Origin of the sequence: Limosilactobacillus avium (assembly GCF_947381485.1) — a bacterium.
In the GTDB taxonomy this organism is placed as follows: Bacteria; Bacillota; Bacilli; order Lactobacillales; family Lactobacillaceae; genus Limosilactobacillus; species Limosilactobacillus avium.
Genome location: NZ_CANCWN010000014.1, coordinates 1 through 12,549 on the forward strand (window position 1 = coordinate 1; position 12,549 = coordinate 12,549).

The window sequence follows — 12,549 nt, forward strand, 5'->3', positions numbered from 1 at the left end:
GTGGTAACACCATTAAAGACCTTGATGGTTTTTTCTGTCCACTTAAATGTTCAACTTAAATTTTACAATCTGCCAAATATTAAAACCCTTTTCATTATATTGGAAGACTAAAAATATAAAAGTTGATTCGCGAAACATAATATTTAATTCTGCTTTAGGCTCCCCATCTTTATTTTCCCAGGTTTGTGAGACTAAATCCTGATAATTAAATTTTGGAAAAGACATACTTTCCTTATTAATTCCCCGGGCATTAAATTGAATCGTTTTCATAATAAATGAACCTTTATCCAGTTCAGAAATATTATCTAATTTATTCCCCTTACTCAAGCCAAGCATGCGACGCGCAACCATATTATTTAAGTTCTTAGAAAACTTCTCACCAGTTTTAAGCTGAATCCCTAATTCATTAGCTATACTAATAACGTCCTTACCAATATATGGTTCAAATCTTTCAATTATTAGCTCGCGTAGACTTTTATTTTTTATTTCAATAGGATTTTTTATGATGGCATCGTTATCTTCATCACCAAGGATATTCTTGCGCAGGATTTGCGTCATATACCCTGTCTTAAAAGAGAAAGCACGCTGCTTTGCGGGAATATTAGAATGAGGTTGTGGACGAGTACTCTTTTTATTTTTTCCTTTTGTGCACGCTGATAAGTAGTTTGTTAAACTTTCACTTAATTTATCAGCTTTACCTTCATTAACATAATTATAAATCACTTCCCAATCATGCTTAATGATTTTATAATCAACAGGATTCTTACTCATTTCAAATAACGCAACATTACTAAAAAACCATTTATCACGAGGCTTATTCTTAAAGTATTCATAGAATGCTAATTCAATAACTTTATTCTTGTGCAAAAAATGGCTGTCTTCAAATGTCTCATTAACTAACTCATCGTAATTAATTATATTAAGCACCAGTCTTTCTTTAGCGCTATATTTACTTCCTCTTTTTAATTTCTTATATGGCGTAGCCTTTAGCTCTGCTACTCCTAAGTCAGGTTCACTAGCCGAATCTTTTTCTTTTCCAAAATAAGCTTCAAATAAATCTCCAATACTATTTTTGGTATTTTTTAAGTTAATGCCATACTTATCAGCAAGTTCACCAAAAGGTACATTGATTATTTTTCTAGCCAGGTTATGTACCTCTTCTTTTGATTCATATTTTTTCATTACTTGTTGCTCCCATCAGAGTGTGTATAAGTTGATCAATTTCCGCACTTACGGTATTATATAATCATATAATACATATGAGTGCAAAAGTAGAGAGGATAATTCAAAAAATGAAAGTACTAGAATTATTTGCTGGTGTTGGCGGATTTAGGATTGGTCTTGAGAATGCAGATTCAAAGATGTATAAGACACTATGGTCTAACCAATATGAGCCAGCACGAAAAAGCCAAGATGCATTTGAAGTTTATGATTATCATTGGCCAGATACTGATAATATCAATATTGATATTCAAAAGATTCCTAATGAAACATTTGCTAAAATGGATGCGGACATGATTGTTGGTGGATTTCCTTGCCAAGATTACTCAGTAGCTCGTTCATTAAGTAATGAGATGGGGATTCAAGGTAAAAAAGGAGTTTTATTTTGGGAAATTATTAGAGTTTCTCGCATCATTAAGCCTAAATACTTAATCTTAGAAAATGTTGATCGATTACTTAAGGCACCGGCTAAACAACGTGGACGTGATTTTTCAATTATGTTGTCCGCTTTCAACCAGCTTGGATATTCTGTAGAGTGGCGTGTTATTAATGCCGCTGATTATGGTCGACGGCAACGTCGTCGTAGAGTTTACTTTTTTGTTTTTCGTAATGACTTGCCATATGCAAAGATGCTAGATGATAAATATGAGCACAATAATAGTCTTGAAGACTTATTAAATGAGTCACGGTATGATAAATACATTTATACTGATGGCCTTTTTGCCAAACAATTTCCTATCCAAAAAAGGGCATATAAGGGTCGGAAAGCTTACTATGAGTTACCAAAAGATATTGTAGAGGTCTCAGATAAGTTTACAGGTAAAGTATTTAATACCGGTATAATGCGACATGGTCGTTATTTTACAATTGATACTAAAGCTACTGGTAAAGAAAAACCAATTCCATTAAAGGACACTCTTCAGAAAGAAAAAGATGTGCCTGATAAATATTACGTTACCGATAAACAAAAAATCAAGAAGTTCGCCTACCTTAGGGGACCTAAGCGAATCAATCGTACTAGTCGTGATGGCCATAAATATATTTACAGTGAAGGTGGTATGTCACCTTATGAGGACTTAAATTTACCTAGTCGAACGATGTTAACTTCAGAAGGCTCTGTTAACCGCTCAACTCATTGGTTAAAAATCAATGGTAAGTATCGCTTATTAACACCAGTTGAAGCAGAAAGACTACAAGATTTCCCTGATAACTGGACTAAATACAAAAAAGTTGATGGTGAAGTCAAAGAAGTATCCGATAGGATGCGGATGTTTTTTATGGGAAATGCATTGGTTACAACTATTATTAAGCGAATTGGTTTACAACTAAAAGAAATTGAAGAGATGTCAAATAACAATTAATATACCATAATCAAAAAAGCTCCATTCGAAATCTTTATCAAATTCCGAATGGAGCTTCTAATTAAAAAGACTTTTTGTCACAGCTATTTTTGTACGCAAAACCAACTAATTGCTTTATTACTTAACAACTAGCAGGTATAGTGATTAATTTATTTAGTAAATTCCATCGTAAGCCTTTTGGAAGAGCTTGATGACGTCTTCCTTGGTCCCCTTGCGAGGGTTGGAGAAGGCATTCCCGTCCTTGAGGGCATTTTCAGCCATCAATTCGAAGTCTTCTGGCTTTGCGCCAATGGCCTTGATGGAGTCCGGAATACCAATGGCCTTAGCCAGTTCACGCATCCCGTCGATGGACTTGTGAGCGGCTTCCATCGTGGTCATGCCAGTGGTGTCGTAGCCCATGATTTCAGCCAACTTAGCAAAGCGGTCTGGGCAGGCGATGATGTTCCATTCTTCAACAACTGGCAGCATCAGTGCACAGCAGACACCGTGAGGAGCGTCGTATTGACCACCCAGTTGGTGTGCCATGGCGTGGACGTAACCCAGGTTGGCGTTGTTGAAGGCCATGCCGGCAAGCATTTCCCCTTCAACCATCTTGGTCCGGGCTTCCACGTTGTGACCATTAGCAACTGCTTCTGGCAGGTACTTTTGGATGATCTTGATGGCCTTTTCACATTGGCTATCGGTGATGTCGTTGTGGTCAACGGAAACAAATGGTTCCACCGCTTGGACGTAAGCATCCAAACCGGTAGCGGCAGTGGTTGCTTGTGGGATGTCCAGCATCAGCATTGGGTCGTTGAAGGAAACCAGTGGGATGTTCCGCCATGAAACCACGACGAACTTCAGGTGGGTTTCTTCGTTGGTGATAACGGCGTGACGGGTCAGTTCGGAACCAGTCCCGGCAGTCGTGTTAACCGCCATCAGTGGTGGCAGTGGCTTTTCCAGGGTTTCGATACCGGCAAGCTTAGTAATGTCGTCACCGTTCGTCAGGATAATACCAATCCCCTTACCACAGTCGTGAGCAGAGCCCCCACCAACGGTGATGATACTGTCACAGCCATTGTCCAGGTAGATTTGCTTACCCTTCTTGATGTCGCGAATCTTTGGGTTTTCTTCCGCACCATCGAAGACAACGTATTCAACGCCCGCAGCCTTCAGGGAGTCCAGGGTTTGGGCAACCGGACCATTTTCCAAGTTAACGATGTGGCCACCAGTTACGACCAGAACCTTGTGCATGTTGAGCATCTTTGCCCGATCACCAATCTTCTTGATAACACCGGGGCCAAAGAAGTTAACACTTGGCATCAGAAAATCAAATTGACGTTCCATTAAATAACAACTTCTCTCTTTAATTTTTTACGTTCTAATAATTACACATTTCAGGAATCTTTGCAACAATTTTCACGAACCATTTTCTTTGATTTATCGCATTCTAATGCGGTTTCAGAACGTAGTAACGTAGTAAATCTCGATTTTTATCACAAGTGTTGCGTAAAAAGCAGCCGGCGGATTTTAACACCGCCAGCTGCTTTTTGTTTATAAGACATTTTCAAATTCCTGACGAAGCAGGGCTGCCTCATCATCATGAGTATGCAGGCGATAATCAGCCGTGGCCAAAGAGTCACCCGGCATCAAGCTGATCTGCGGGTTAACCGCCAGCTGCTTCATCTTGAGACCAGTGACCACTAGGCGCATTGCCGCCTGGGCCTGACTGCCCCCGTGACCGCCAAAGGTGACCAGGCTGACCGGCTTACCCTGCCATTCTTTGGCTAGGTAGTCAATCGCGTTCTTCAGTGCCGCTGGATAACCCCAGTTGTACTGGGGGAAGAGAAAGATGAAGCCGTCATACGACTGAACTAGCTTGCTCCACTTCCGGGTCTTGGCGTGAGTGTAAAGGCCGGTGAAGGGGATGTGCGGCTCATCCATCATCGGCAGGTTAACCTTCTTCAGATCAACCACGTCGAAGTGAACCTGCTTACTCTTCATCAACTGGACCCGCAGCCAGTCGGCTACCTGCTTACTCCGCCGGTTGGGCCGAACACTGCCAATCAGAATTGCCACTTTCTTCATATTACAATCACCTCAGCTCTAGTATAGTTCACCACAAAGGGACCGTCACACCTTACGCTTACTACTTGTGGTAAGGCAGGCCGTTGATAATCGTGAAGGCCCGGTAAATCTGCTCACTCAATACCAGCCGCATCAATTGGTGGGGTAAGGTAAAGCGGCCGAAGGAAATCTGGGTGTCAGCCCGCTTCAGCACTGCCGGGCTCAATCCCAGCGATCCGCCAATGACAAAGGTAATGTCGCTGTGGCCGTAAGTTGCCAGCTGGTTGATCTCCTTGGCAAACTCCTCAGATGTCCGTTCCTTGCCCTTGATTGCCAGGGCGTAAACGTACTCCCGGTCCTTAATCTTGTTGAGGATCCGTTCCCCCTCCTTGGCCATTACCTCATCCATCTCGGCCTGGCTCAGGGACTCGGGCGCTTTTTCGTCAGGCACCTCAACAACCTGGAACTTACAAAAGCGGCCCAGGCGCTTGCCGTACTCCGCAATTCCCGCCTTGAAGTACTTCTCCTTTAACTTACCAACACCAATTATTTTAATATTCAAGATATCCACCACTTTCCACATGTTTTCCACAAAGTTATCCACAGGCCGATTTGGGGAAGAAATATATCTCCGAATGTTCGCTTCTTAATTCACAAATAAAACGTTTTCTGAGAATGGACTTATCCACAGTTATCCACAAAAACAATCGTTCGCTGTTGATAACTATAATCATTGATATAAAGGCATTCAGTGGGGACAAAACGGAAAAGTTTTCCACTTATCCACTATCAATCCCACTGCCTGTGGATAACTTTTTTAACCGCTAATGTGCCGATTTTACGGCATTGTTTACCGGACTAAAAATTTTCCACTAGTTATCCACCTACTTATCCACAGAAAATATCAACAGCTTTTCTTTCATATTTCTCCCCTAAAATAACACGGCTTGTGGCATTTAAGCAACTTACCGTGGTTAAGCGAATGTTGACCTTTAAATAAAAGGTTAATATTCGGTTTTAAAGATGCATTTGCGGATAAAATCCGTCCTGGTTATCGACAAGGTAGGTAAAATAAAAAAGACCTCCTGCTGACTTTTACACAGGCAGGAAGTCATTTTAGTTAGGCGTAACTGTGGGCAATCTTACCGGCGACCGCAGAGACAATCGCTGCTAAGAGGTCGTCAATAAAGGTATTGACGTGTTGACCGTCGTGGTCGTACTTCGCAATAATCCCCTTCTTGACCCGGTCGAAGTAACCGAAGTTGGTTGTCCCAATCGTCCCGTAGATGTTGGCAATCTGGAGGGCCAGGGTTTCATCAACCCCGAAGACACCGGCGTCATTGACGATGATGCTCGACAGCGGCTCTGCAACCTCACCCTTCTCAGTTAGGCGGTCCAGTTCCAGCATGACCATTGCATTATTAAGGAGCTCCCGCTTGTGGAGGGCGTCTTGCAGGTATTCAGTGCACCGTTCCTTGGTTAGCTGGGGCTCAAATTCGATTTGCGACTCGTAAATAATGTCAATCAAGTCATCCAAGTTAACCCCCCGCTCCTTCAAGCGGTTAACGACAAATTCGTAGGCCTTCGTGTCCGGGTATTTAAATTTACGATTGTTCATTCATTTCACCGTCCTATTTCGAAATTAAGTTATTAGCCATTCTACCACTATTAGTACGGAAAGAATGGTTTAATGCTTCTTACAGAAAAAAGAAAAAGCAATCTTCTGAACATGGAACTAAGAAGATTGCTTTTCTTATCTATTCACCATCATCTTCCTGCTGGTTGTCGTCGGTATTGGCGGCTTCCTTAGTCAGGTGGAGGGTGGCCGTTTGCTGGTGGCCATCCCGGTAGAAGGTTACCTTCGTGGTGTCACCAACCTTGTACTTGTACAGGGCCGCCCGTAATTCGTTCGTGTTGTTGATCTTCTTGTCACCCAACTGGGTAATCACGTCGTACTTCTTCAAGCCCGCGTTATCAGCAACCGAGCCGTTCGCAACCTGGAGGATCACAACCCCCTTATTGACGTTGCTTGGCAGCTTAAGGACGGACTGCTGCTGGTCGGTGGTAACGCTGCTTAAGTCGGCCATCCCCAGCCCAAGTGCTGGCCGGGAAATCTTCCCCTTCTTGACCAGCTGGTTGATGATGCTGACCACCTCGTTACTTGGGATGGCAAAACCAATCCCTTCAACTGAGGAACCATCATTGTCAGAGGAGAGCTTCATTGAATTAATCCCGATTACCTGGCCGGCCATGTTAATCAGGGGGCCACCAGAATTCCCGGAGTTAATTGCCGCATCGGTCTGGATAACGGACGTCAGCGTGCCATCGGTCCCTGCCTTAAGGGTCCGGTTTTTGGCGGACACAATCCCCTTCGTGACGGTGTTGGCGTACTCACTACCCATTGGGGACCCGATTGCCAGGACATCCTGCCCGGCCTTGATTGAATTTGAGTTCCCAAAGGAAGCGACTTCCTTCACGTTCGCCGCGTTGATTTTCAGAACGGCCAGGTCCGTAGCGGAATCCGCCCCCACTAGTTGGGCGTCAACCTTCTTGCCGTTGCTCAGAATGACTTGGAGGGCGTTGGACCCCGAAACGACGTGGTTATTAGTAACGATGTACGCCGTGTTGCCGGACTTCTTGTAGATAACCCCGGAGCCCTCACTGGCGGTCTCCAGCTTGTTACTATCACTTGACGACGAGCCTTCCCCGCCCTGGATAGTTCCGAAGATTCCCAGCGCGCCGTTGCCCTGTTGGACCTTCTGCTTGTTAAGGACGCTGACCACCGTCGACTGGACGGAATCATAGGCCTTCGTCGACTGGGTGTTCAGGTTGGCCTTATTGCCGTTCACCTTGGTCCCGCCGGTCTTGTTTGACCCCATCGGTACCCGGGTGCTAACGGCCGCCTCATGGTGCTGGATGGCACCGTTAATGCCGAGCGTCACCCCGCCACCGATTAAGCCGGCTAACAAGCCGACCCCGGCAACTTTCGCCCAGAAACGGCGACTAACTGGTTTATCATCCTTCATTACTCATTCCTCCATCAGTAAATCTCACTTTTACCTTACCGGAAAGTTATGAAATTTCTTTGAATAAACCGTTACAGGACCATTAATTTGCTTGGCTGCTCCGGCTCAGCATCGTCGAGGCGGAAGTCGTGACCCACGCCAAAATCATGCTGCTCCATCATACTGGCAACGGTGAGGTGGGCCAGGGACCGCATGTTGTTATGTTGGCTGCGGTGGCCGAGGAAAATCTCCTTGGTCCGCCGGCCGACAACGCTCATCAAGGCATCGGCCCCCTCCTCGTTGGACAGGTGGCCCTCATCCCCCAAGATCCGCTGCTTGAGTGGCCAGGAGTACGGGCCCATCCGGAGCATTTCCGTATCGTGGTTACATTCCATCAGGTAGGCGTCCGCGTCCTTGATGGTTCCCGCAACCTGACTGGAGACGTAGCCAGTATCGGTCAGGATGCAGAAGGTCTTGTTGTCGTGGTGAACCTGGTAGAATTGGGGTTCCGCTGCGTCATGGGAAACCGCAAAGCTTTCGATATCCATGTCACCGAATTCCTTGACGCTGTTGGGCGCAAAGATAAACTTCTGGTCTGCCGGAATCTTGCCGACCTTGCTGGCCATCGCGTCCCAGGTCCCCTGGTTGGCGTAGACGGCCATCCCGTACCGCCGGGCGAGGACCCCGACACCGTGGCAGTGGTCGCTGTGCTCGTGCGTTACAAAGATGGCCTCGACATCGGCCAGTGAGCGGTTAATTTTATTCATCAACCCCTCAATCTTCTTCCCACTGAGACCCGCGTCAATCAGGATCCGGTGGTGGTTGGTCTCCAGGTAAGTAACGTTGCCGGTGCTCCCGCTTGCCAGAATGCTATAACGTAATGAATCGGTATCTGTCACCAAAAATTTCCCCTTTTTGCAATTATTTAATACTATCCATGTTAACGGTATCCGGTGAGGTCTTCATCACCGTGCTATTAAAGGCGTTGACGTTCAACCGCTGGGTCGTATCAGACGTCTTCGTCTTGATTTGCACTACCCAGGTCGGGACGTACACTGCCCGGTCGTGGTTATTCGTCGTCAGCAGCTTGGTGTAGCCCAGGATTGCCCAGCGAATCTGTGAATCGTTGGGAATCTGGTTGTGCCGGTATAGCCAGATAACCGCGTGCTGTTGGCTAATCGCCGTGGCCCGCTGCTGGAGCGTCGTCGGGTTCTCAACGTAGCCCTGCGTGTAGCCCGTTACCTGGTTGCCATTATTGAGGTGGAAACGGACCTGCCCATCATTATCTAAGATTGGCTGGCCCTTAACCATCTGCGTGTAGACAACCGTCTTCTTGTCAGAAAGCTGGGCGTTGTAGCGGTAATTGGTCCCCAGCGGCACTTGCCGGGCCGACTTGATTACCTGGTTGAGCCGGTAGTTCGGGTGGATGTGGCTAACCTTGATTGGTGAGTCAAACTCACTGTTGAGCTCGCTATCCGAGAAGCGGGCGGTCTGGTTCCGCAGCTTGGTCATCTGCTGCTCCAGTTGGCCCCCATCCCCGGACCGGGTTCCCGAAATGTAGTAACCGGAAGGCTGGTGCTTGGAAAGGGACGTATAGGTAATTGAATCCGCCCGCATTTCCTTCAAGACCGCGGTCTGGTGGCCTTGCTGACTATTTGAAATGGTGAACCGGCTCCCCTGAAAAAGGAGCTCACAGCCCACGATGATATCAAAGGCAAGGAAGGCAAACAGGAAAATCCATTGAATACGTTTAAAATTCATTTTCGTGCCCTCCTCACTTAATCAATTCCGTGTAGTTGATCCAGTTACCATGGTACTTCACAAAGTAAGATGGTGTTAACTTAACGACCTTCTTATTCTTGCTGTCGGTCTTCCACAGGTAACCGACCCGCAAGCCCTTAACTTCCCTAAAGTGGGGACTGGCATGCAGCTGGTCCAAGACGACCGTGCTGGACGGCAGGCGGACTTGCTGCTGGTCGATTGGCAGTGGCACCTGGACGGAGTAAATACTCATCTGGCAGCGCTCGGTCCCACCACGGGTCAGGCGTAACTTGATTGTCCCGTAACCGTCGCTGTTAAAGATTGGGAAGTCATCGACGTAGCTGCGGTAGGTTAACTGCCGCTGGTGGTCGTTGACCCCGTCAAAGCGGATGTTCCCCAGCTGGACCCCCGTCTTAACAAGGCGGTTGTAGAAGTACGAGTACAGTTGTTCATTGGTCCGCTTATCGTCGTTGTTCAAGAAGGCCTTGTAGTTGACCGTTCCCCGGTCCTGGTTAAAGGTCATCCGTCGGTTGGTCCCGTTTGAGTAGACGATGTTGTCACCATTATGGTTGGTCGTAATGTTGCCGTGCTGGGTGCTGCTCATCAGGTTCGTCGACAGGGTATCAATATTCTGGTTGGTTACCTGGAAGGCAAAGGTCGGCAGGCTAAAGCCCCGTGGGTAGGTCATTACCGTCTGCCCGTTAACGATTTTATGGTCAACGGGGATCCGGTTAGCATCCTTAGCAATGTTTTGAACCTTGTTAAAGTTACCCTTGCTGAGCCGCAAGCGGTAAACCCCGTAGTGGTGGTCACTCAGCAGGTAGATTTCCCGCGGCCCACCGAGGGGGATCACGATGTGGTTAATCTGGTTGACCTGGTCGCTATTGATCGACTGGGAGAAGGTCTCGTTGAAGACTACCGTTGGCACCCCATCCGGGTAGCTCATCATCAGTGAGTTGCGCCGCCGCAAGTAACTCAGGTAGACATCACTGTTATTGCTTTTGACGGTCGAAACCCGGCCAAACTGCCAACTACGGATGTTCTCCTTGAGCTTGCGAATCAGGTTGACCTGGGGGTTGTACAAAATCGCCTGACTGCCCCGCCGGTCAGTCTGAACCAGGTTGGTCGGCAGGTAGACATCCCCCATTGATTGGGTCGTAAATTGTTGGTTCGAGTGAATTAAGTTGTCATGCCGGGCGCCCTCGTATTGAAAAGGATTCGTCCAGACCAGTCCGGAAATCAGCAGGCTGATGATTACGACGAGCGCTAAGGCAAATGATAACCAGTTAGTCCTTAGTTTCTTGATCATCCCAGTCATCCTCCTCTTCATAAGGTACGTATGGCAGTGAAATATAGAAGGTCGAACCTTTGCCCTCGACACTATCGACCCAAATTTGGCCACCGAGCATGTTGACAACCTCCTTGGAAATTGCCAGGCCGAGCCCGGTACCACCCTGCTTCCGACTCCGTGCTTTATCAACCCGGAAGAAGCGGTCAAAGATCCGGCCCAGGTCCTTCCGCGGAATTCCTAGACCTTGGTCTGAGATACTCAGGATAACGTGATTATGCGTCTCCAGCAGGCGGGTTGTGATCACACCACCGTCTGGCGAATACTTGATCGCGTTATTCATGATGTTGTCAATTACCTGGGTGAATTTATCGGTATCGATTTCCACCCAGAGGTCCTTACTGGTGAAGTAACGCTCAATCGTGTACTTCTTGCTGTTCTCGTCATTCTCGTTCTTCTTAATGATCATGTCGAAGCGGTTCAGGATGTAGTTGAAGAGCTCCTTAATATTGACGTATTCCAGGTTCAACTTGGTGGTCCCGGAATCCATCCGCGACAGACTCAAGAGGTCGTTGATCATCCGGATCATCCGGTCAGTCTCGTTTTGAATCACCGTCAAGAACTTCGGGGCAATCTCCTTATCCTGCCAGGCCCCGTCGCTCAAGGCCTCGACGTAGCTGTGGACACTGGTCAGGGGGGTCCGGAGCTCGTGGGAAACGTTGGAAACGAACTGCTTCCGTTCCCGCTCTTCCTTTTGCTGGCTGGTGACGTCATGGAGGACACAAACCAGCCCGCTGACGAAGCCCGATTCCCGCTGAATTGGCGAGAAGTAGGCATTTAAGATCAGGTCAGTTCCCTCGTTAGACATGTCAATGATCATTTCTTCCTGGTCCGTGTTGATCAACTGGCGGACGGTGTAGTCGTGGCGGATGTCTAAGACGTCAATGATTGACTTCCCAATCAAATCGTCCTCATGGTCAACGCCGAGCAACTGGAGGGCCATGTTATTGACGATGGTTACGTTGCCCCGCCGGTCGGTCGCCAGGACCCCGTCGGACATGTGGGACAGGACGCTGTCAAGCCGCCGCCGTTCTGAATCCGACGACTCCTGGGCCTCCTCGACCCGCACGGAGAGGTTGTTAACCGCCCCGGCCAGTTGGCCCAGTTCATCATTTCCCATGACCCGGACCTGCCCGGAGAAGTCCCCACGGGCGATCCGCAGCGTTTGCTTCCGCATTTCTTCAATTGGCCGCGTTATTTCCTGGGAAATAAGAATAGCCAAGAAGAGACTCAGGGCAATGGTAATCAGAGCCGCCGACAGGTAAATCAGGGTAATACTGTTGATGTTGGAGTATACCCCTTCCAGGCTGGCCCGCAGGTATACCGCCCCGACAACGTTATTATTACTATCGTTTAGGGGAATAACGTTAACGTAGTAGCGGTTATGGTTGGAACTATCATAAATATTTTCGGAGTGGGTCCGGTTATTAACCAGGGTCGCCTTGACCGTACCATCGGTAGTCTTCTGGCCCACGATTCCCCGGGTATCGCTCGTGCTGGTACTCCGGATAATCCCCTTACTGTCAATTACCCGGATCTCCGAGATGTTGTTGTTATTGACTTCTGACAGGATCTGCCGCATCTGCTGGTTGGCCTTCTTCTTGTTGGGCCGGGAAAGCTGTTCGCTCAAAGAATTATCAACGTACGACGGCAGTTCAATGGTTTGTTTAAACGTATTCAGGTTTTGATGCTCCAATTGACGCACAAAAACCGCCCCGACGCATTCCAACGTTAACATCAGCATTAACGCAAACACGAGGGCGATTTTTACCCGAATCGATTGATAAAATTTTAGCTTGCTATTCAC

Annotated in this window: 11 protein-coding genes; 1 reads left to right on the top strand and 10 read right to left on the bottom strand. The window is 47.4% G+C overall.

From position 1 onward, the window contains the following. Positions 1-42: 42 nt before the first annotated feature. Positions 43-1,182: a Sau3AI family type II restriction endonuclease gene (locus QOS01_RS05770; RefSeq protein ID WP_283621494.1), complete on the bottom strand. Its 1,140-nt coding sequence runs from the start codon at positions 1,180-1,182 to the stop codon at positions 43-45. Positions 1,183-1,292: 110 nt separating this feature from the next. Between QOS01_RS05770 and dcm the strand changes: the two genes are divergently transcribed. Then, positions 1,293-2,582 (top strand): DNA (cytosine-5-)-methyltransferase, encoded by a 1,290-nt coding sequence (dcm, locus tag QOS01_RS05775; protein WP_283621495.1) that lies wholly within the window; start codon positions 1,293-1,295, stop codon positions 2,580-2,582. A 153-nt stretch (positions 2,583-2,735) separates the two neighbouring features. On the opposite strand, the gene QOS01_RS05780 is transcribed toward dcm, so the two are convergent. The 9 genes from QOS01_RS05780 to walK form a co-directional block, all read right to left on the bottom strand. Next, positions 2,736-3,908, bottom strand: a complete 1,173-nt coding sequence (locus tag QOS01_RS05780; RefSeq protein WP_283621496.1) for an iron-containing alcohol dehydrogenase — start codon at positions 3,906-3,908, stop codon at positions 2,736-2,738. Between the two features lie 207 nt (positions 3,909-4,115). Beyond that, positions 4,116-4,649, bottom strand: coding sequence for an NADPH-dependent FMN reductase (locus QOS01_RS05785; protein WP_283621497.1), 534 nt, complete (start codon positions 4,647-4,649; stop codon positions 4,116-4,118). Between the two features lie 61 nt (positions 4,650-4,710). Beyond that, entirely contained in the window at positions 4,711-5,190 is a 480-nt protein-coding gene (gene rlmH / locus QOS01_RS05790; protein WP_283621498.1) for a 23S rRNA (pseudouridine(1915)-N(3))-methyltransferase RlmH, read from the bottom strand. 558 nt (positions 5,191-5,748) lie between these two features. Further along, the gene (locus QOS01_RS05795; RefSeq protein ID WP_283621499.1) at positions 5,749-6,246 is read right to left on the bottom strand and encodes a phosphatidylglycerophosphatase A family protein; all 498 of its coding nucleotides are present in this window, start codon (positions 6,244-6,246) and stop codon (positions 5,749-5,751) included. 139 nt (positions 6,247-6,385) lie between these two features. Further along, the gene (locus QOS01_RS05800) at positions 6,386-7,654 is read right to left on the bottom strand and encodes a S1C family serine protease (RefSeq protein WP_283621500.1); all 1,269 of its coding nucleotides are present in this window, start codon (positions 7,652-7,654) and stop codon (positions 6,386-6,388) included. A 71-nt stretch (positions 7,655-7,725) separates the two neighbouring features. After that, positions 7,726-8,532, bottom strand: coding sequence for an MBL fold metallo-hydrolase (locus tag QOS01_RS05805; RefSeq protein WP_283621501.1), 807 nt, complete (start codon positions 8,530-8,532; stop codon positions 7,726-7,728). Between the two features lie 22 nt (positions 8,533-8,554). After that, positions 8,555-9,394, bottom strand: coding sequence for a two-component system regulatory protein YycI (locus QOS01_RS05810; RefSeq protein ID WP_283621502.1), 840 nt, complete (start codon positions 9,392-9,394; stop codon positions 8,555-8,557). A gap of 13 nt (positions 9,395-9,407) precedes the next feature. Then, the gene (locus tag QOS01_RS05815) at positions 9,408-10,703 is read right to left on the bottom strand and encodes a YycH family regulatory protein (RefSeq protein ID WP_283621503.1); all 1,296 of its coding nucleotides are present in this window, start codon (positions 10,701-10,703) and stop codon (positions 9,408-9,410) included. After that, entirely contained in the window at positions 10,681-12,549 is a 1,869-nt protein-coding gene (walK, locus tag QOS01_RS05820; RefSeq protein WP_283621504.1) for a cell wall metabolism sensor histidine kinase WalK, read from the bottom strand. Before walK ends, QOS01_RS05815 begins: the two co-directional genes overlap by 23 nt.

Bases quoted from the DNA above. Each gene is read 5' to 3' on its own strand.
- QOS01_RS05780 (WP_283621496.1), bottom strand. From the start codon at position 3,908: ATGGAACGTCAATTTGATTTTCTGATGCCAAGTGTTAACTTCTTTGGC.
- QOS01_RS05815 (WP_283621503.1), bottom strand. From the start codon at position 10,703: ATGATCAAGAAACTAAGGACTAACTGGTTATCATTTGCCTTAGCGCTC.
- QOS01_RS05795 (WP_283621499.1), bottom strand. From the start codon at position 6,246: ATGAACAATCGTAAATTTAAATACCCGGACACGAAGGCCTACGAATTT.
- dcm (WP_283621495.1), top strand. From the start codon at position 1,293: ATGAAAGTACTAGAATTATTTGCTGGTGTTGGCGGATTTAGGATTGGT.
- QOS01_RS05770 (WP_283621494.1), bottom strand. From the start codon at position 1,182: ATGAAAAAATATGAATCAAAAGAAGAGGTACATAACCTGGCTAGAAAA.
- QOS01_RS05800 (WP_283621500.1), bottom strand. From the start codon at position 7,654: ATGAAGGATGATAAACCAGTTAGTCGCCGTTTCTGGGCGAAAGTTGCC.
- QOS01_RS05785 (WP_283621497.1), bottom strand. From the start codon at position 4,649: ATGAAGAAAGTGGCAATTCTGATTGGCAGTGTTCGGCCCAACCGGCGG.
- QOS01_RS05810 (WP_283621502.1), bottom strand. From the start codon at position 9,394: ATGAATTTTAAACGTATTCAATGGATTTTCCTGTTTGCCTTCCTTGCC.